At 38.9% G+C, this 19,379-nt stretch carries 18 protein-coding genes; 9 read left to right on the forward strand and 9 right to left on the reverse strand.

The genetic code is table 11. The features are described from left to right. The first annotated feature begins 32 nt into the window (after window positions 1-32). The 3 genes from MWU56_RS10280 (at window position 33) to MWU56_RS10290 (ending at window position 2,354) form a co-directional block, all read left to right on the forward strand. A complete protein-coding gene (locus MWU56_RS10280; RefSeq protein ID WP_247044255.1) occupies window positions 33-1,817 on the forward strand; it encodes a chloride channel protein in 1,785 nt (594 codons plus the stop codon). Beyond that, window positions 1,814-2,074: a hypothetical protein gene (locus MWU56_RS10285; RefSeq protein WP_247044257.1), complete on the forward strand. Its 261-nt coding sequence runs from the start codon at window positions 1,814-1,816 to the stop codon at window positions 2,072-2,074. The genes MWU56_RS10280 and MWU56_RS10285 overlap by 4 nt, the downstream gene beginning before the upstream one ends. 85 nt (window positions 2,075-2,159) lie before the next feature. Continuing rightward, window positions 2,160-2,354 carry a cold-shock protein gene (locus MWU56_RS10290; RefSeq protein ID WP_247044259.1) on the forward strand — a complete coding sequence of 65 codons (195 nt, stop codon included), beginning with the start codon at window positions 2,160-2,162 and terminating at the stop codon, window positions 2,352-2,354. Between the two features lie 49 nt (window positions 2,355-2,403). Here MWU56_RS10290 and MWU56_RS10295 read toward each other — a convergent pair whose 3' ends face one another. Further along, window positions 2,404-2,853, reverse strand: a complete 450-nt coding sequence (locus tag MWU56_RS10295; RefSeq protein ID WP_247044260.1) for a nucleoside deaminase — start codon at window positions 2,851-2,853, stop codon at window positions 2,404-2,406. A gap of 83 nt (window positions 2,854-2,936) precedes the next feature. Between MWU56_RS10295 and dxs the strand changes: the two genes are divergently transcribed. Together dxs and MWU56_RS10305 are read left to right on the forward strand one after the other, a co-directional pair. Then, on the forward strand, window positions 2,937-4,715 hold the full coding sequence (gene dxs, locus MWU56_RS10300; protein WP_247044262.1) for a 1-deoxy-D-xylulose-5-phosphate synthase: 1,779 nt from the start codon (window positions 2,937-2,939) through the stop codon (window positions 4,713-4,715). Beyond that, complete coding sequence (locus tag MWU56_RS10305; protein ID WP_247044264.1) at window positions 4,706-5,764, forward strand: DUF3078 domain-containing protein; 1,059 nt, start codon at window positions 4,706-4,708, stop codon at window positions 5,762-5,764. The genes dxs and MWU56_RS10305 overlap by 10 nt, the downstream gene beginning before the upstream one ends. Here the strand turns inward: MWU56_RS10305 and dgt are convergent. Further along, complete coding sequence (gene dgt, locus MWU56_RS10310) at window positions 5,761-7,119, reverse strand: dGTP triphosphohydrolase (protein ID WP_247044265.1); 1,359 nt, start codon at window positions 7,117-7,119, stop codon at window positions 5,761-5,763. The genes MWU56_RS10305 and dgt overlap by 4 nt on opposite strands. A 300-nt stretch (window positions 7,120-7,419) precedes the next feature. Here dgt and MWU56_RS10315 point away from each other — a divergent pair, with 300 nt between their 5' ends. From MWU56_RS10315 to MWU56_RS10325, 3 genes are all read left to right on the forward strand, one after another. Then, the gene (locus MWU56_RS10315) at window positions 7,420-8,634 is read left to right on the forward strand and encodes a porin (RefSeq protein ID WP_247044266.1); all 1,215 of its coding nucleotides are present in this window, start codon (window positions 7,420-7,422) and stop codon (window positions 8,632-8,634) included. A gap of 73 nt (window positions 8,635-8,707) precedes the next feature. Further along, window positions 8,708-11,002 carry an inorganic phosphate transporter gene (locus tag MWU56_RS10320; protein ID WP_247044267.1) on the forward strand — a complete coding sequence of 765 codons (2,295 nt, stop codon included), beginning with the start codon at window positions 8,708-8,710 and terminating at the stop codon, window positions 11,000-11,002. Between the two features lie 35 nt (window positions 11,003-11,037). Next, the gene (locus MWU56_RS10325; RefSeq protein WP_247044268.1) at window positions 11,038-11,754 is read left to right on the forward strand and encodes a DUF6503 family protein; all 717 of its coding nucleotides are present in this window, start codon (window positions 11,038-11,040) and stop codon (window positions 11,752-11,754) included. A gap of 21 nt (window positions 11,755-11,775) precedes the next feature. Here the strand turns inward: MWU56_RS10325 and nadD are convergent, their stop codons facing one another. The 5 genes from nadD to MWU56_RS10350 form a co-directional block, all read right to left on the reverse strand. Further along, window positions 11,776-12,360 carry a nicotinate (nicotinamide) nucleotide adenylyltransferase gene (nadD, locus tag MWU56_RS10330; RefSeq protein ID WP_247044269.1) on the reverse strand — a complete coding sequence of 195 codons (585 nt, stop codon included), beginning with the start codon at window positions 12,358-12,360 and terminating at the stop codon, window positions 11,776-11,778. 3 nt (window positions 12,361-12,363) lie between these two features. Next, on the reverse strand, window positions 12,364-12,963 hold the full coding sequence (gene gmk, locus MWU56_RS10335) for a guanylate kinase (RefSeq protein ID WP_247044270.1): 600 nt from the start codon (window positions 12,961-12,963) through the stop codon (window positions 12,364-12,366). After that, the gene (locus tag MWU56_RS10340) at window positions 12,960-13,817 is read right to left on the reverse strand and encodes a YicC/YloC family endoribonuclease (RefSeq protein ID WP_247044271.1); all 858 of its coding nucleotides are present in this window, start codon (window positions 13,815-13,817) and stop codon (window positions 12,960-12,962) included. The genes gmk and MWU56_RS10340 overlap by 4 nt, the downstream gene beginning before the upstream one ends. Window positions 13,818-14,076: 259 nt before the next feature. Then, window positions 14,077-14,820, reverse strand: coding sequence for a DUF1080 domain-containing protein (locus MWU56_RS10345; RefSeq protein WP_247044273.1), 744 nt, complete (start codon window positions 14,818-14,820; stop codon window positions 14,077-14,079). After that, window positions 14,817-15,869: a sugar phosphate isomerase/epimerase family protein gene (locus MWU56_RS10350; RefSeq protein ID WP_247044274.1), complete on the reverse strand. Its 1,053-nt coding sequence runs from the start codon at window positions 15,867-15,869 to the stop codon at window positions 14,817-14,819. The genes MWU56_RS10345 and MWU56_RS10350 overlap by 4 nt, the downstream gene beginning before the upstream one ends. 159 nt (window positions 15,870-16,028) lie before the next feature. On the opposite strand from MWU56_RS10350, the gene MWU56_RS10355 reads away from it, so the two are divergent. Beyond that, window positions 16,029-16,493, forward strand: a complete 465-nt coding sequence (locus MWU56_RS10355; RefSeq protein ID WP_247044276.1) for an ASCH domain-containing protein — start codon at window positions 16,029-16,031, stop codon at window positions 16,491-16,493. 146 nt (window positions 16,494-16,639) lie between these two features. Here the strand turns inward: MWU56_RS10355 and MWU56_RS10360 are convergent, their stop codons facing one another. Both MWU56_RS10360 and MWU56_RS10365 read right to left on the reverse strand, forming a co-directional pair. After that, window positions 16,640-17,779 carry a Gfo/Idh/MocA family protein gene (locus MWU56_RS10360; protein WP_247044277.1) on the reverse strand — a complete coding sequence of 380 codons (1,140 nt, stop codon included), beginning with the start codon at window positions 17,777-17,779 and terminating at the stop codon, window positions 16,640-16,642. Between the two features lie 6 nt (window positions 17,780-17,785). Further along, entirely contained in the window at window positions 17,786-19,015 is a 1,230-nt protein-coding gene (locus MWU56_RS10365) for a nucleoside permease (RefSeq protein ID WP_247044279.1), read from the reverse strand. Window positions 19,016-19,379 lie beyond the last annotated feature (364 nt).

The raw sequence follows: 19,379 nt of genomic DNA on the forward strand, positions 1-19,379 counted from the left end.
TCTTAAGGCTTTTAATAGTATTGTAACCCGCGATGTCCTACAGGAACAAAAAACTGTTTACCCGTTTTCTTAAATGGCGATATAGAAACATCTCCAACAGGACCTTTATTCAAATAATGAGCCTAATCGTGGGGTTTTTAGCTGGTTTAGTGGCCGTTACAATAAAAAACTCCACATATTTTATAGAATCTCTTTTAAAAAGAGGAATCGTATTTTCAGAGAACCAATTATACTTCATATTACCTACCATTGGGCTTACATTAGTATATCTATATGTGAAGTTTATACATAAGGAACCTTTGCAGCATGCAGTATCCTCCATAATATTCTCGCTTTCCAAAAAAAGGGGGCTGCTCAAACTTAAATCCATTTATACCCCTTTGATAACAGCACCACTAACCGTTGGTTTTGGTGGTTCCGTTGGTTTGCTGGGCCCAGCAGTAAAATCAGGAGCAGCAGTCAGCTCCAATTTAAGCCGGCTTTTCCATATAGATGCCAAGACCCGAACACTTTTGGTGGCCTGTGCATCGGCCGGTGCCATTGCTTCCATTTTTCAGTCGCCCATTGCCGCCATTATCTTTGCTGTGGAAGTGTTCACTTTGGATCTGACCATGATGTCCATGCTCCCATTACTTTTAGCATCTATATCAGGGGTATTGACCTCGTATTTCTTTTTGGGCAACGAAGTATTGTTCAGTTTCTCGCTTTCTGAAGGTTTTGAGCTTAAAGACACACCTTTCTACATCCTATTGGGTGTAGGAACGGCTTTTGCGTCCATTTACTTCACTAAAATGTATTTTTCGATTTTATCACTTTTCAAAAAACTTAAAAGTCCAAAGTATAAACTTTTGGTTGGTGGTACTGCTATTGGAATTATGTTATATGCAATCCCACCTTTGTATGGTGAAGGTTTCACGTTTATAAATAGTTTATTGGACGGCAATCATTTAAAAGCGCTCGGCTCCACCCCTTTTGATAACTATACCCATAATATTTGGGTAGTGATTGCCCTTTTGTTCGGAATAACCATTTTTAAGGCCATCGCCATGACAACCACAATTGCAGCCGGTGGAGCGGGCGGAGTTTTTATTCCTACCATGGTTATGGGAAGTGCTTTGGGCAATGTTGTAGCCAAAGTGATCAACAATTTAGGTTTGGGCTTTTCTGTTTCGGAAAGCAACTTTACCCTTATTGGGATGTCCGGTTTAATTGCAGGGGTAATACACGCACCCTTGACTGCAATATTTCTAATTGCGGAAATAACAGGGGGATACGAACTTTTTGTCCCCTTGATGATAACAGCTGCTATTTCTTACTTGATTACCAAAAATGCCCTGGATTACACTATTTACACAAAGGAGCTGGCTAAAATTGGAGCACTTTTATCGCATAATAAGGACCAAATGGTACTTGGACTCATGGAATTGGATGATGTTATTGAAAAAAATTTCATGCCCGTCCACCCAAAAATGTCTTTGGGAGAAATGTTGCATCAATCTGTATCCAAATCCAAACGAAACTTGTTCCCCGTATTGGACGATGATTCGAAATTAATAGGAATAATTGTCTTGGACGATATAAGACCGATGATGTTCGATACTGAGATTTACGATACTGTTTTTGTGAAAAACTTGATGCATGCCCCTCCAGAAGTAATATTTTATGAGACGGATAACATGAAACAGGTTATGAAAAAATTTCAAGACAGCGGAGCTTGGAATTTACCTGTCATCAAAGATGGCAAGTATGAAGGATTCATCTCCAAATCTAAACTATTGACCGCCTATCGCAGAAAATTGATTAATTATTCGCAATGAAAATTAAATTAAAACATATCATTTTTATTATTATGCTGGCTTCTTTTGGTTCCATTGGCTATGGACTTACCTTAGAAGAAGAACATCCAAATGCCAATAAATATATTGGGGGAGGTACCGTGGGCCTTTTTTTGGTGGCCATGCCTCTTTTTCTTTGGAAAGAAAGTCAAGGAAAAAACATGAAAGATTATATGCTTACCAAGGAAAATATTGAAAAAATGCAAAAAAAAGAGCGCGATTTGACTGATAATCAATAGACTTCTGCAAGAATTAAGCTTCTTTTCATCTAATCGGTCACAAAAAAAAGTTACTTTCGTACTTTAACATTTTATTTATTTTTCTATGACTGGTACAGTAAAATTTTTCAATGAATCCAAAGGTTTTGGGTTTATTACAAACGACGACACAGGTAAAGACATCTTTGTTCATGCTACGGCATTGAATGGTGTGGAACTGAACGAAGGCGACAAAGTAGAATACGTTGAAGAAGAAGGCAGAAAAGGAGTGGTTGCTGCACAAGTGCAGGTAATTGGATAATAATATTTTATTTTGATTAAAAATCTCGGCAGTGCCGAGATTTTTTTGTTTAATTCAGATTCCTTCTTTGAATAAAAAAGTGCTTTAACAATTCTGAAGATTCTTTTTCCATAACACCACCAACAACCTCCGTTTTTGGGTGCAAATGTCCGCCCATTACCTTAAAGCCCCTTTCCTTATCCGCTGCTCCATAAACCACTCTAGAAATTTGGCTCCAGTACAAGCCACCCGCACACATTTGACAAGGTTCCAAGGTAACGTACAATGTACAACCATGGAGGTATTTACCACCCAAAAAATTGGAAGCGGCGGTAATGGCCTGCATCTCGGCATGTGCGGTAACATCGTTTAAGCGTTCCGTAAGGTTATGAGCCCTTCCAATAATTCTATTGTTTGCCACAATGACAGCCCCCACGGGTACTTCGTTATTTTCAAATGCAATTTCAGCCTCTTGAATGGCCTTCTTCATAAAATAATTGTCATCAAAAGGGTTCTCCACAGTTTTTTGTTACATTTTTATAGATTGCTAAGCTACATATAAAATAATTTTACCTAGAATCGATACTTTTGTTTTTTTATTCTTTGGAAAAGCTACTGACCCATATCAATTTCCCAGAAGATCTCAAAAAACTACACTTGGATGAGCTGCCTAAACTCGCTCAAGAATTAAGGGAATTCATTATTGATATTGTTTCTACCAAAGAAGGACATTTAGGTGCCAGTCTAGGTGTTGTGGAACTCACAATCGCCCTACATTACGTTTTTGACACCCCGGAAGACAAGTTGATCTGGGATGTAGGACATCAAGCCTATGGACATAAGATACTAACGGGAAGAAAAACCATTTTCGATACCAACAGACAACTCGATGGGGTCAGTGGATTTCCAAAACGGAACGAAAGTGACTATGACGATTTTGGAACAGGTCACAGCTCTACAGCCATTTCCGCCATTTTAGGTATGGCAATGGCCTCCAAATTAAGGGGCCAGCCCAACAAACATCATATTGCAGTTGTAGGCGATGCTTCCATTGCAAGTGGAATGGCTTTTGAGGGCCTTAACCATTTAGGTGTAACAGACGTAAATGCACTGGTTGTTTTAAACGATAATGCTATTGGGATCGACCCAAGTGTGGGCGCCTTAAAAAAGTACCTTACAAATGTAAAAGCTGGCACAGCCAAGGACGAGAATATTTTTGAATGCCTCAATCTTAATTATACTGGTCCCATTGATGGTCACGATGTAAAAGCTTTGGTCCATGAACTAGAGCGCTTAAAACGTATCAACGGCCCAAAATTGCTCCACATTATTACTACAAAGGGAAAAGGATTAAAAAAAGCCGAAGAAGACCAAGTAGTTTACCATGCCCCTGGAAAATTTGACAAAGTCACAGGAGAACGACTAAAAAAGGATGAAAAAATTCAACCTCCAAAATATCAGGACGTTTTTGGACATACCATAGTGGAACTAGCCGAGAAAAACAAAAATATTGTAGGTATCACTCCTGCCATGCCCAGCGGAAGTTCTCTTAAATTTATGATGGATAAAATGCCCGAACGCGCATTTGACGTTGGCATAGCAGAGCAACACGCAGTTACCCTTGCAGCCGGGATGGCCACACAAGGTTTAGTTCCCTTCTGCAATATTTACTCTACATTTTTACAACGGGCGTACGACCAAGTAATACATGATGTGGCCTTGCAAAATCTTCCCGTTGTTTTCTGTTTAGATCGTGCCGGTCTGGTAGGGCAAGATGGCCCCACGCACCATGGTGTTTTTGACATTGCATTTTTACGTTGCATTCCAAACCTCATCATTTTTGCCCCAATGAACGAAATGGAGCTAAGAAACATTATGTACACCGCCCAGTTAGGGTTGGCGAGCCCCATTGCCATACGATATCCAAGGGGGCGAGGAGCCACGATTGACTGGAAGAATAATTTTGAATCCATAAAAATAGGCTCTGCAAGATGTTTAAAGCAAGGTTTAAAAATTGCCATTCTCACTATTGGCCATATTGGCAATGAAATTATTGAACTTATTGAAAAACTAGATCGCCCAGAGATAGTTGGACATTACGATATGCGCTTTGCAAAGCCTTTGGACAAGAGTGCACTTCGCACAATATTTAAAAAGTACGATTATATTTTTACCATTGAAGATGGTACCAAAATAGGTGGTTTTGGTTCTGCCGTCCTCGAATTTGCCAATGAAGAGGGATTCTCAAAACCTGTTAAAATATTTGGTGTACCAGATCAATTTGTGGAACAGGGAACAATACCAGAAACCCATGAATTGGCTGGTATAGATTTTGATACGATACATTCTAACATACAATCAACCTTAAACCAATGCGATTAAATTGTTTTTTAATTCTGTTTCTTACTGTTTTTCTATCTGCCAACGCCCAGGTAACCCAATTAAGAGCGTTTGAAATCGACAGTACCGATGGCGTATTCAAAATTATTCGCATCAAGGATGTAAAACTAAAATATTTGACCAGAAATGCGAAATTGACCGACCCGCGTACAGTATTGAACAAGGTTAAGCCTGTGAATACTTGGCACAATCGATTCAAACCCACATCGTTCTGGAAAAAAGTGAACAAATTTGGCCTTAACATCAGTGAAGTTGCCTTTATCAACTGGAATGCTGGTGGTGACAACTCCATTACCGGAATTGCAAGTGCAGATTTTGCAAGAAATTATAAATTTAGATACTTAAATTGGAACAACGAGATTCAGCTCAGGTACGGAGTAAATGCGCAAGAGGGCCGAAAACTTCGAAAATCCGACGATCAAATACGTTTGTCCACCACCCTCAGTTTTAGAAAAGACACTATTACCAACTGGTATTATTCCGTAAAGGCAAATTTTGGAACCCAGTTTTCAAATGGTTATAAATACCCCGATAGGGAAAATCCGATTTCCAGGTTCATGTCTCCCGGTTATCTGTTTGTTGGTGTTGGTACATCTTACATTCCTACAAAAGATAATTTTAACCTATATATTTCTCCGGTCACGATGAAATCAACTTTTGTTCTCGACGAAGTACTTTCCGCCCAAGGTGCGTTTGGGGTCGAAAAAGGAAAGGATGTATTTTTGGAACTTGGTTTTTTAATTACCAATACATGGGAAACGCAAATTGCCGAAAATGTATTAATGAACCATCGACTCAATCTTTATACCGATTACTTGCGAAGCTTTGGCAACATAGATGTTGACTGGGAATTAAACTTTAATCTTAAGGTAAATCAATTTCTAACCGCCAATATTGGAACCCACATCATCTTTGATGATGATATTAAGTTTGATGAAGATATTGCAGAAGACGGTACCATTATAGACCCCGGCATACCTCGAATACAGTTTAAACAACTACTTGGTGTGGGACTGCTCTATTCGTTTTAAACCTTTCTTCCTGTCAGCTTATCATGGATGTGCACCGCGGCACTATCGGACAAACTTGCTACAAAGCAGCTGGTATTCAGTAATATCTTATAAATACTGGTATCTGTATTCCGATAATTTTCTGGCAAACTTTTTATGAGCAACCGGTCATAATTGGTATCCTGCCCATCTTTTACATTGATTAAAGCAGAAGTGTACATCTCCAATAGATCGGATATGATCCTATATCCGGCCAATTCTTTATCAATAACTTCGGTGGATTGATAGATTTTCTCCACACTCAACTTAATAATATCCTCTACCTGAGCTTTGTATTTTCCTTTGTCCAATAATGAAACATCAAATTCACCATTTAGTATCTTGTCTTCGTTCTTTATAAAAACATCCACTGCATCCCTAATCAATGTACTGATAGCTAGCGCCCTTAGATAGCTCAATCGATCACTCGAGGTGGTCATGTCATTGTATTTTTTGGTATTGATATTATCTTTCACCAAATTGATTAAATACTCCAACGCATACTCCTCTGCTATCAGACCTAAATTAATGCCGTCCTCAAAATCTATGATTGTATAACATATATCATCAGCAGCTTCAACCAGATAAGTAAGGGGATGTCTTAAAAACCCTGTTTTTGGATGATTGAGATTTGGCAACAAACCAATGTCCTCGGCCAGTTCATAAAAAAATTCCTTTTCCGATTGAAAGAAACCAAATTTTTTATCCACTATGTTTTTAGAAGGCTTTTTGGGCAAGGATGCTTTGGGGTATTTTATAAAAGCACCCAAAGTAGCATAACTTAAACGTAACCCTCCGGGGACCCCTTCGCGTGATTCGGTCAAAAGTTTAAAACCATTGGCGTTCCCTTCAAAATCAATAAGGTCTTGATATTCCTCTGCGGTCAAAACATCTTTGTATTGTTTGCCATCGCCTTGCTTAAAGAAATTCCCTATTGCTTTTTCCCCGCTATGTCCAAAAGGAGGGTTACCAATATCATGAGATAAAGCGGCAGCGGCAACAATAGCTCCAAAGTCGTTGAAATGATGTCCGTGAACCTCGGACAGAAACGGGTATTTTGTTAAAATTTGTTTTCCGGCAATACGTCCCAGACTTCTTCCAACCACAGATACCTCCATACTATGGGTAAGGCGGGTATGCACAAAATTCTTTTGTGAGCCAACCGCAATGGGCATTGGAAAAACTTGTGTTTTGTCCTGTAAGCTCCTGAAAGCGGATGAAAACACAATTCGATCGTAGTCCACTTCAAAACCCAACCGGATTTCATCCTGCTCCTTACGTAATCGTTTTCCAGTATCTCCGTATCGTTTTAAAGAAAGTAGTTGCTCCCAGTCCATAATTAGCTATTAGCGCAATATACGGTTAACCTAAAATATATGCCAAGAAAACAAGCAATCACACACATTGGAAATGCTTAATAATTACTTAAACTTTACATTACATTAAAGAAATTTCCATGATTCACTTTTGGTTGAGATTTCTTTGGTTATTAGTTTTTGTCGACTATCTCCGAAATCTTTGGACTGTCTTTTTAAAAGGCAGTCCTTTTTTTTGAAACAAAATCTTTATATAACATATAATAAATGTTAACTTAACATTGAATATGGTTATTTGCAGCGACAAAAACTAGTACCTTAATGAATATCAAAAAGTTAATCCGATTCGGGTTTTTCTTTCTGCTCACATGCATTCATTCCATTCATTCACAAGAAACATCACAGACAAGTTTTGGAAAAGGATTGCTAAATATTAAAGGAAAGGATAGTACTTGGTCCATGAAAGTAGGGTTGAGAATGCAGCTTTTATCTGATTTTAGTTGGATAGATGAAGGTCAGAACAACCTTTCAAGATCTGAACAAAACGTTTCGGTTAGGAGGGCTCGACTTAAATTCAATGGTTTTGCCTATTCTCCAAAACTTAAATACAAAATAGAACTCGGTTTATCCAACAGGGACATGTCTGGGGGGTCTGAGTTTACCAGCAATACTCCTCGATACATTTATGACGCAGTCGTAATGTGGAATTTTTATCAAAACTTTGAGCTTTGGTTCGGACAAACAAAGTTGCCCGGAAACATTGAACGGGTCATTTCATCAGGAGATCTACAACAAGTAGACCGCTCTATATTGAACAGCACGTTCAATATAGACAGGGACGTCGGGTTTCAATTGAGACATTATATTTACTTAAGTAATAAATTTTTGATTCGAGAAAAATTCGCTATTTCCCAAGGAGAAGGCAGAAATGTTACTGAAGGTAATTTGGGAGGGCTTCAATATACCACTAGACTAGAATTATTGCCATTTGGGAAATTTAAGGGAGACGGAGACTATAAAGGAGTCGACCTAAACCGAGAGCCCACTCCTAAATTAATGTTTGGAGCAACATACGACGCAAATATTGATGCCGTAAAAACGCGGAGCAATATGGGCACTTACATGTTCAATGATATCGGGTTCTATGAAACCGATATTTCTACTCTATTCTTTGATGTCATGTTTAAATATCGTGGCTTCTCATTTATGGGAGAATTTGCCAATCGTGATGCTGACAATCCAATCGCCTTAAATTCTAACGGCACCCAAACCGGTGATGTGGTTCAGGTGGGCAAAGGACTAAACCTACAATCAGGATATCTTTTTACAAACAACTGGGAAGTATCAGCTAGGTTTACCAGTGTTAAATTGGATTACAACATTACAGGAGCGAATCCTGAAGAGCAATATACCTTAGGTCTTTCAAAGTTTATTGTGGGCCATAAGTTAAAGGTACAGACAGATTTCAGCTACTTAAATGTGGATAACGGGTTAGACGAATTAATGTGGCGCATACAATTAGATGTACATTTTTAAATAATAACCTTAGCATAACATAGGCAAAGGGGGTTCTGTAGATATTTGAAAAATTTTTTTTTGAACTTTAGATATGGATAACATATATTTTCTGATTTTGGTTGCTTTGGGCATTTTGGCAATAGCTGATCTTGTTGTGGGCGTAAGCAATGATGCGGTTAACTTCCTCAACTCCGCCATAGGCTCAAAAGCAATTTCGTTCAAGACAATAATGATAGTTGCCAGTGTGGGAATTGCCTGTGGAGCTATTTTTTCAAGCGGGCTCATGGAAGTTGCAAGGAAAGGTATTTTTAATCCTGGTGAGTTTTATTTTGACGAAATCATGTTCATTTTTATGGCTGTGATGATTACGGACATTCTATTGTTGGATTTCTTCAACACCTTGGGAATGCCTACTTCTACCACAGTTTCCATAGTTTTTAATCTTTTGGGTGCCGCAGTGGCAATGGCTATATTAAAAATTGCCAATGTGAACGGTAGCTTTTCCGATGTTGTAAATTATATCAATACCGACAAGGCGATTGAAATAATTATTGGCATACTGTCCTCTGTAATAATAGCATTCACTATTGGTGCATTTGTGCAGTGGGTGTCCCGCCTTTTATTGTCTTACCAGTATCAGAAAAAAGCCAAATGGGTTGGGGCTGTTTTTGCAGGGGTTGCACTATCTGCCATATCCTACTTTATTTTATTAAAAGGTATAAAAGGAACTCCTATAGCTAATCAAACCTATGATTTTATTGGAAAAATAACGATTACGGAATTTTTAGAGACCGAAGTATATAAAGTAGCAGCCCTCAACTTTGCATTCTGGGCCCTCATTTCTTATTTACTCATTGAATTCGCCAAAATCAACATTTACAAGGTTATTATTGGTGTGGGAACTTTTGCTCTTGCCTTAGCTTTTGCAGGAAACGACCTAGTCAATTTTATTGGTGTCCCCATTGCGGCATGGCAATCTTATCAAGCTTGGGCTGGCTCTGGAATTGCAGCTTCTGAATTTAGCATGGAAATCTTGGCTTCTCAGGTAGAAACTCCCACCCTTTTATTGTTTCTCTCTGGAATGATTATGGTTGTCACACTTTGGTTATCCAAGAAAGCTAGGTATGTTGCAGAAACTGAAATAAATCTGTCCAGAGAAGGCGAGGCCAAAGAAAAGTTTCAACCCAATTTTTTATCCAGAGGATTGGTACGGTTTTCAATAGCTCTTTCTACTTGGGTTTCCAGCGCAGTACCAACTCCCCTACAACGAAAGGTTGATAAAAGATTTGAAAAACCCACCTTGAACCTAACACAGGACAAGGTACTTCAGTTACCAGCATTTGATATGATCAGAGCTTCCGTAAACTTGATGGTCGCGGGCATTCTGATATCTATTGCTACATCTTATAAATTACCCCTTTCAACCACCTATGTAACTTTTATGGTGGCCATGGGTACTTCTTTGGCCGATAGGGCTTGGGGAGCAGAAAGTGCCGTGTACCGTGTTGCCGGTGTACTTAACGTAATCGCAGGCTGGTTCAGTACGGCGATTATTGCATTCTTGGCCTCTGGGGTTATTCTGTCATTAATAAGTTTTGGAAAAGGGGCTGCCATAGCCATATTGCTTTTCGCCGCTGTTCTACTTTTGGTCAGAAATTATATCTCTTACAATAAAAAGTCAAAGGAAATCAAGGTTGAAGACCGTTTAAGAAAAGCTGAAAGCAGTTCCATTCAAGGAGTAATAGAAGAAACCGCTACCAATATTGCCAATGTGGTAAAGCGTAGTAGCAAAATCTATTCAAATTCCATAAACGGACTTGCCAAGCAAGCTTTGGACTCTTTAAAAAAGAACAAAAAGCAAGGCAAAAAACTTGCACTGGAAATAGAAGATTTAAGGGAGCACACCTTCTACTTTATAAAAAACCTTGAAGAAGCCCATATCGGTGCCAGTAATTTTTACATCAATATCATGGGGTACTTAACAGATATGTCCCAGTCTTTGGAATATATAGGCAAGGTAAGTCATAATCATGTGCACAACAACCATAAAAAACTTAAGTACAACCAAATCAAGGAACTAAAGGAAATTGATCTAAAGTTGGAAGAAATTTTTAATAGTACCGAAAAAGCGTTTGAAGAAAAATCCTTTGAACAAATAGGTGCCATTTTGGATTCCAAGCAAGAACTTTACGATTTGGTATCTCAAAAAATTGACCTTCAAGTTTCAAGAACAAGAACGGAGGAATCAAGCCCAAAAAACACGACACTGTACTTCTCGCTTTTGCTTGAAACCAGAGATTTAATTACCGCAATGATGAACCTATTGGAACAATACTACCGAGAACACGACAGTTCTGTTGAACCTGCCACGATAGACATAAAATAAAATAGTATCTTTCATGTCAAATAATCGCATTTGACATGAAAAGGTATTGCTCAATAATTTTGCTTGTTGGTTTTTTGTTTATTCCTTCACTTCAAACGCAAGCTCAATCAGCTGAAGAAGTTTTAAAAAATGCCATTGCATTTCACGACCCCAATGGAAATTGGGAGCATTTAAATACCTCTTTCAAGGTGGTTATGGAAACCCCTAGCCGTCCCAAGCGCACCAGTATCATTGACGTGGATTTTCCTCAACAGAAATTTGTATTGACCGTGGATCAAGGTGAAAATTCATATACCTATCAATTACATGGTACATCTTGCGAGATAACTTTGAACGGAAGCGAGGATTTTTCAGAGGAAGAAGCGGAGCAATTAAGTTTAAATTGTGAACGTGGCAATTTCATGAAAAATTATTATACGTACTTATACGGACTTCCCATGAAGCTTAACGACCCTGGAACCCACCTTGATCCCAAAGCTCTACAAAAGACCTTTAAAGGAAAAGAATATGTGGTTTTAAAAGTCACTTACGACGCAGAGGTGGGTGAGGATACTTGGTATTTTTATTTTGACCCCACCACCTATGCCATGGAAGTTTATCAATTTTACCACGATGAAAGCACAAATGATGGTGAATATATTCTTTTAGAAGGATTGGAAGACATCAATGGCATAAAGATGCCCAAAACAAGGGCATGGTACATGAACAAGGATGATAAATACTTAGGAACCGATACTTTAGAAAAAGGCTGAATTGTTGAACAATAGGTTTAGTTACCTGTAAAAATTCATCTCATCCATATATTTCCAAACGGAATAAGGGAGCATTGGACGAATATTTTTTCCCGCTTTATGTGATTTACGGATAAATGTTGATGAAATCTCCATAATTGGGGCGTCTACCTTGGTTATTTTTGGATGACCCTCAAATTGATGCACTATATCCATATGCGAAATCCTTGGGTACACATGTATAGCGTACTGTTCCAAAATGGTTTCGTAATTTTTCCATTTATGGAAACTCTTTAAGTTATCCTCCCCCATTATCAGCGAAAATTGGTGGTCTTTTCCATACTTTTCATCTAAATGTGCCAATGTATTGGTGGTGTAGTTAGGTTGAGGCAGGTCAAACTCTATTTTACTGGGTTTTAACTTTGGATAATCCTGAACCGCTTCGAAAACCATTTGATAACGATGGTTGTTGTCCAAAAGTGATTGCTTCACCTTAAAAGGACTTTGCGGTGTAATAACGAACCAAACCTCAGTTAGATCGGAAAACTCCGCCATATGGTTCGCTATTACCAAATGGCCTATATGTATTGGGTTAAAGGTCCCAAAAAAGAGCCCTACCTTTTTCATATTCTACTGTTCTTTAGAATCAGGAATTTCGGCACCCACAAACTTTGCAACCAACTTATGGGCTTCATTCAAAGCAACATCCAGATCGTAGTTTTTAATGATTTTATCAAACTGGGGAGCCGTGGCCAATTCTACGGATGCTTTTGCAATCCGCATATTTATTTTATCATCGCTTTCGGTACTACGCTTTTTTAGTCTGATCTTTAGTTCATCAACACTGGGCGGCTTTACAAAAACGGCCAATGTTTTTTCTGGAAACTTCTTTTTGATCCGAAGTCCGCCTGATACATCAATATCAAAAATCACATTTTTACCTTCTGCCCACAACCGTTCCACCTCAGTTTTCAGCGTACCATAAAAATTATCGCGGTACACTTCCTCCCATTCTAAAAAATCACCGTCTTTTATGTGTCTTTTAAATTGTGAGACCGACATAAAATAATAATTGACCCCATTTTTTTCTTTTCCTCTTCGAGGACGTGAGGTTGCCGATATGGAAAACGCCAAATTCAATTCCGGTTGATCTAATAAATGTTTTACTATAGTGGTTTTTCCACTCCCTGAAGGAGCTGAAAAAATAATAAGTTTACCACCTTCCGTCATAGCACATTGAGCATTTGTTCCTTAATTTTTTCCAATTCGTCCTTCATCTGTACCACCAATTGCTGCATTGGGGCATAATTGGCCTTGGAACCAATGGTGTTGATCTCTCTTCCAATTTCTTGGGAAATGAACCCTAACTTTTTTCCATTGGAATCTTTGGAGTTCATGGTGGTTTCGAAATATTGTAAATGGTTGGCCAAACGAACCTTCTCTTCGGTAATGTCGTATTTCTCGAGATAGTAGATCAACTCTTGTTCGAACCTATTAGCATCGAGGTCTACTTTAAGATCGGCAACAGCTTTCTCCAATCGTTCCCTAACCGTTGCCAAACGTTCGGGATCCATTGCTTTTACTGCTTCCAAAAGATCGTTTAAACTCTTGACTCTCATAGCAAAATCCTGCTCTAGCATTTTTCCTTCCTCATTACGGAACTCCACTATTTTGGAAAGTGCTTTGTCCAAAGCTTCGGTTATGGCCGTATATTCCTCTTCGTCAATATCGTCTTTGTCGGTTTTAAGGGTGTCCGGCATCCGCAAAGCCATCTCCAATAACTTTACATCTTCCCCTTGAACAATATCCGCCAATTGCTCCATATAATTCTTTACCACACCTTTATTGACCTCGGCCGTGGTTTCCTCCCCCGTAATTTCAACATAAAGGTTAAAGTCCACTTTGCCCCTGTCCAAAGCACTGGCTATTATTTTTCGAAGCTCCAGCTCCTTTTCCCTATAAAATTGTGGAAGTCTAGCATTGATATCCAAGTTTTTGCTGTTGAGCGATTTTAGCTCAATCGTAATTTTTTTAGAAGGAAGCTGAACTACGTGCTTCCCAAAGCCTGTCATGGATTGAATCATATATATATGATAATTTTTGCCAAAGGTAACCAAAATAGGTTTTGGCCTTTGGGGATTTATATTGCGGCATGGGTGCAAAATACTGATTCAGCTCTCCCTGATCGATATATTTCTACATTTATCTTTTTATTACTCCCATGATTCTGATGCTTAAGAGGGTACGGAGTTATGGTTTTTTGACACTACTACTAAACTTTAGTTTGTGTCATATAGAACCGTATGCCTTAACCAAGATTAAAATACCTCTCTAATTTAAACGTTACAATTCTTTTATTTTGATATTTCTGAAGGATACTACATCACCATGGTCTTGCAATCCGATCTTTCCTGTTTTGAACACACCAAAACCTTCCCATTCTGCAAATTTTGAATGGGCCACCAAATCATCCCACTCAGAGCCATGTAATGGAAATGCAACAATTTTGGTGCCGTTCATCACCACATGTCCTTGGTTGGCCTTATGATCGATCATCAATTCAATGGCATTCCATTCGCCTGCCCCCTTAACGGTATTGGCCGCTGGTGGCACAATATCATACAGTGCCCCGGCCAAACGATCTTCTCCATTTTGTGCATCGGGATGTCCATCATTGTCCAATACCTGTATTTCTGGACCCGTTAAATACGGTTGTCCATACTTTTCGTCTTCTTTGACACTCCAAAAAATACCACTATTGCCCGCTTCGGATATCTTCCACTCCAACGTAAGTACAAAGTCGGTAAATTCCCTGTCAGTAACCAAATTATAAGAAACACCCTCTTCCCTATTTTCCGGCGGATAGAAAATCATTGTACCGTCTTCCAGTTTCCAGGGCTCTACAACTTCACCACCGTTGTACATGTGCCAACCATCAAAAGTGGTTCCATCGAACAATACAATCCAGTCGGATTCCTTTGTCTCTGTCATTTCAATCTCTTCTTTTATCTCCTCTTTACTTTCTTTTGGTTTTTCCTTACAGGCAAAAGTCATGGCCAATGCCAAGAACAGCGTTATTTTTCTCATAATCCCAAAATATTTTTTAGTTTTTGTTCGTCTACATCACCTCCAGCAAAATCGTCGAAGGTTTTTGTGGTTGCCTCAATGATATGGTCTTGTATAAATTTAGCTCCCTCACGTGCTCCTTGTTCCGGACTTTTAATGCAGCATTCCCATTCCATCACCGCCCAGACATCGCAACCGTATTGGGTCAATTTTGAGAAAATGGTCTTAAAATCGATTTGACCATCTCCTAAGGAACGGTATCGGCCGGCCCTATCACCCCAATCGTTATACCCTCCAAACGCCCCTTTTTTGCCTGTTGGGTTAAACTCAGAATCCTTTACATGGAAAGATTTAATAAACTCATGATAGAAATCGATGTACTCAATATAATCCAGTTGTTGCAGTACAAAGTGGCTTGGATCGTATAGAATATTAACCCGTTTGTGATTGCCGGTAGCTTCCAAAAAACGTTCAAATGTATCCCCATCGTGTAAATCCTCCCCTGGATGGATTTCATAACAAACATCGACGCCTTCTTCATCAAAGTGATTTAGGATGGGCATCCATCGTTTGGCCAATTCTTCAAAGCCCATTTCTACAAGCCCATCTGGTCTTTGTGGCCATGGGTGCATGGTATGCCACAAAAGTGAGCCGGAAAAAGTTGCGTGGGCATTTAGTCCCAACCTTCGACTGGCCGTTGCCGCTTTTTTTACCTGATCTACAGCCCATTTGGTTCGTTCCTTGGGCTTGCCCTTTAGGGCACCTGGCGCAAAATTATCAAACATAATATCATAGGCGGGGTGTACAGCAACCAATTGTCCCTGTAAATGTGTGGACAATTCAGTAATTTCCAATCCGTAGGAATTGATTTTACCTTTGAGTTCGTCGCAGTAATCTTGACTCTCTGCAGCTTTGTCCAAATCGATCAAGAAAGATTCTGTTGTTGGTATCTGAATCCCTTTGTAACCAAGGTCGGAGGCCCATCTGCATATACCATCCAAAGTATTAAATGGTGGTTGGCTATCAACAAATTGCGCCAAAAATACGGCCGGTCCTTTTATTGTTTTCATTTAATTTGATTTTAAGGAATTTATAAATCCATACCTAATTAGGATTTATCTTCTATATTTAAGAAAAAAACTATGTTATTTTTACACCGTCTGTAGCAAAACATAAATATAGGAATTCAACAACAATTAAAACAACTTACCGTTTTTTAAATACTACTTATGGAAAACGCTTCTGCCCGTAATCTTTGGGGCGACTTTTTGGATGCCCATTTGGAGTTTGCTTCCGAGGATGCACCCAAAGTGATTCGTTTTTATGACAATGAAATAGATGCCAACCGCAGTGCAGATTTGACTTGTAAAGAAACCAAAAGGGCAACAACACATTCCTTAAAAGGAATGCAGCTCCGTAATGAGCCATTGCCCAAAATTGGAGATTTTTATGTGGTAACCGACTGGGAGGGCAATGCCTTGTGCATAATACGTACCACTGCCGTAAAACTGCTACCTTATTTTAGTGTAAGGGAAGAACATGCACGCCTTGAGGGTGAAGGCGATAAAAGTTTGGACTATTGGAAAAAAGCGCATTGGGATCAATTTGCACAAGAGCTTACTCAATTTGGCAAAACACCAAAGGAAAGTATGATCGTGGTTTTTGAGGAGTTTGAAATGCTCTATAAAAAATAATAGCTGCTCGAAAAGGGTTCGTCAACCTGAACTTACTTCAGGTACTCATACTCCATATTTGAATAAATGAGGTTCTGAAATAAATCTAGAATAAGCCTTTTATACCTTTTCAAGCAGCCATCAATAATACTTAAAATTGATGTGGATTAATCATCCATATCCACCCAAATGTTCCCTTGTTTGTGAGAAGCCACGGTGTTCTCGATAAAATTGAGACCACGAACCCCATCCGTAATGGTTGGGAATTCCCCACTATTGTATGCTTCACCACGAATGGCTTTGGCAACTCCCAAGTAAATATTGGCCATTGCATCAAAAATACCTTCAGGATGTCCTGGGGGCAATTTAGTTCCATTCAAGGACAGTTCAGAATTGTACTCATGTCCGGGTTTGTATACCTGTAACGGTTCAGGGTCGTTCAATTTATAAAGGTAATTGGGGTTTTCTTGTTGCCATTTTAGTCCTCCTTTTTGGCCATAAATGGCAATGGACAAGTTATTCTCTTCTCCAGTGGCAACTTGACTTGCCCTAATAATTCCCTTTACATTCTTGTCCATACGGATAAGTGCCGTACCATCCATGTCCATTTGGTTGTCATCATACAAGTAGTTAAAATCACACAATAATGATTGTACCTTTAGTCCGGTCGTGTACTCTATCATATTAAATGCATGTACTCCAATATCCCCCATGCAGGAGCTTATTCCTGCTTTTTTTGGATCAAGCCTCCAAACAGTGCCTCTCTTTTCTTTATCATGGATAATGGGGTTCATCCAACCTTGATAATATTGAGCATCCACTTTATGAACCTTTCCAATAACCCCTTCCTTGATCATCTCCCTCATTTGACGCACCATTGGGTACCCCGTATAAGTATGAGTGACCGCAAATACAGATCCTGCCTTTTTCAAGGTTTCCTGTAAAACCTTGGCCTCTTCATACGTAGTGGTCATAGGTTTTTCACAGATGACATTAAATCCGTTTTCCAACAATTTCTTTGCCATTGGAAAATGAAGAAAGTTCGGGGTAAGAATAGAGCAAACCTGGATACGCTGATCTTCGGGCAATTTCATCTCCTCCTCTACCAAGGTGTCAAAATCCTTGTAAATACGATTGGTGGGGATATCTATCTCCTTTGCAAACGCCAAACTGTCTTCGTGGTTTGGGTTGAAAACAGCCCCAACAATTTCATAATTATCGTTAATGAAGGATGCTACCCTGTGCAACACTCCAATTAGAGAATCACCGCCTCCTCCAAGAATTCCAAGTCTAATCTTTTCAGCCATATTTTTTTATGATTTATATTCTACTTTTTCGTTTTTAAATACTAGTGCAAATAGGACAAATACAACTGCGGCAAATCCAGCAGGGTACATCCATATGCTTTCCCACACGTGGTTGCCATCTTCCAATAAGAAAGAATCCGTGATTTGACCTGCTATCCAAAATCCAATTAACATTCCCACGCCATAGGTAGCCAAAGTGATCAGTCCCTGAGCGGCACTTTTATATTTTTCCCCTGCTTTGGTATCGGTATATATTTGTCCAGATACAAAGAAGAAGTCATAACAGATTCCATGCAAAGCGATTCCTGTAATGAGCATGAATGCCAAATCTCCCGCATTTCCGTAGGCGAACAACAAATATCTAATTGTCCATGCCAACATTCCTACCAAAATTGTTTTTTTAAACCCAAACTTGGTAAAGAAATATGGTAACAAAAGCATAAAAATTACTTCCGATGCTTGTCCAATAGTCATTTTACCTGTTGGATTATTAACGCCAATCTCTGATAAAAACGGATTTGCATTTTGGTAATAAAAAGCCAATGGGATACAGATTAAAACTGACGATATAAAAAACACCAAGAAATTTTTGTCTTTTAAAAGTTTAAGTGCATCCAATCCCAACATACCGGAAATGGTCACCTTTTCACTTTTGTCCACAGTTGGTGGTGTTTTAGGCAATGTAAAACTGAACAGCCCCAGAATTGCCGAGGCAATCCCAACCATTAAAAAGGTGTTTTTCAACAATCCCGCTTCCAAGCTCTCTGGTGCGTCCCAGACGAAAACATAACTTATTACAAGACCTGCTACGATCCAACCTATGGTTCCAAAAACCCTTATTGGGGAAAATTCTTTTGCAGGATCTTTCATTTGGTTAAACGATATGGAATTGACCAAAGCCAAAGTCGGCATGTATAAGATCATATATCCCAAAACATAAGGATAGAACATCGAAAATTCTGTGGTTTGGTACATTTGATACATTAAGATGGCTCCAAACAAATGCAGTACACCTAAAATACGCTCTGCATTAAAGTACCTATCTGCAATCAGCCCGATAATGAACGGTGCGATGATAGCTCCCCAAGATTGTGTGGAAAATGCTTGGGCTATTTCTCCTCCGGTTGCCTGTAAATTATTACCCAAAAAAGTTCCCAAGGTCACGAACCACCCTCCCCAAATAAAGAACTCGAGGAACATCATAAATGATAGTTGAAATTTGGTTTTAATATTCATGTTATGTATTTAGTTAGTTGTTTCTTGTATAAAATATGTGGTCCAAAGGTTCGAGCTCCAATCCTTAATTTATCATCATAATCTATGCACTATGGTGTGTGGAATGATTGATTATATGGAAAAACGGATTCCCCCATTATTCACATATTCCATTCACTTGTCAAAATTATTCGTATTGGAAACAATTTCAAAAGAGGTACACTAATTTTCGTTATCGATCTTTTCCCTTGCATCAATATCATGTTAATTCCCTACTCCAAACTGGAATGGAATTTCCAATATTCTATGTTCCAATTATGATGGGCATTGAGTATAGCCAAAAAGTTTAAAACAATCTTCAGGAACCTTGTCTTGGTTCCCACAC

This window comes from Allomuricauda sp. F6463D, assembly GCF_023015965.1.
In the GTDB taxonomy this organism is placed as follows: Bacteria; Bacteroidota; Bacteroidia; order Flavobacteriales; family Flavobacteriaceae; genus Flagellimonas.

Bases quoted from the DNA above. Each gene is read 5' to 3' on its own strand.
- MWU56_RS10280 (WP_247044255.1), top strand. From the start codon at position 33: ATGTCCTACAGGAACAAAAAACTGTTTACCCGTTTTCTTAAATGGCGA.
- MWU56_RS10285 (WP_247044257.1), top strand. From the start codon at position 1,814: ATGAAAATTAAATTAAAACATATCATTTTTATTATTATGCTGGCTTCT.
- MWU56_RS10290 (WP_247044259.1), top strand. From the start codon at position 2,160: ATGACTGGTACAGTAAAATTTTTCAATGAATCCAAAGGTTTTGGGTTT.
- MWU56_RS10305 (WP_247044264.1), top strand. From the start codon at position 4,706: ATGCGATTAAATTGTTTTTTAATTCTGTTTCTTACTGTTTTTCTATCT.
- dgt (WP_247044265.1), bottom strand. From the start codon at position 7,119: ATGGACTGGGAGCAACTACTTTCTTTAAAACGATACGGAGATACTGGA.
- MWU56_RS10315 (WP_247044266.1), top strand. From the start codon at position 7,420: ATGAATATCAAAAAGTTAATCCGATTCGGGTTTTTCTTTCTGCTCACA.
- MWU56_RS10320 (WP_247044267.1), top strand. From the start codon at position 8,708: ATGGATAACATATATTTTCTGATTTTGGTTGCTTTGGGCATTTTGGCA.
- MWU56_RS10325 (WP_247044268.1), top strand. From the start codon at position 11,038: ATGAAAAGGTATTGCTCAATAATTTTGCTTGTTGGTTTTTTGTTTATT.
- nadD (WP_247044269.1), bottom strand. From the start codon at position 12,360: ATGAAAAAGGTAGGGCTCTTTTTTGGGACCTTTAACCCAATACATATA.
- gmk (WP_247044270.1), bottom strand. From the start codon at position 12,963: ATGACGGAAGGTGGTAAACTTATTATTTTTTCAGCTCCTTCAGGGAGT.
- MWU56_RS10340 (WP_247044271.1), bottom strand. From the start codon at position 13,817: ATGATTCAATCCATGACAGGCTTTGGGAAGCACGTAGTTCAGCTTCCT.
- MWU56_RS10345 (WP_247044273.1), bottom strand. From the start codon at position 14,820: ATGAGAAAAATAACGCTGTTCTTGGCATTGGCCATGACTTTTGCCTGT.
- MWU56_RS10350 (WP_247044274.1), bottom strand. From the start codon at position 15,869: ATGAAAACAATAAAAGGACCGGCCGTATTTTTGGCGCAATTTGTTGAT.
- MWU56_RS10355 (WP_247044276.1), top strand. From the start codon at position 16,029: ATGGAAAACGCTTCTGCCCGTAATCTTTGGGGCGACTTTTTGGATGCC.
- MWU56_RS10360 (WP_247044277.1), bottom strand. From the start codon at position 17,779: ATGGCTGAAAAGATTAGACTTGGAATTCTTGGAGGAGGCGGTGATTCT.
- MWU56_RS10365 (WP_247044279.1), bottom strand. From the start codon at position 19,015: ATGAATATTAAAACCAAATTTCAACTATCATTTATGATGTTCCTCGAG.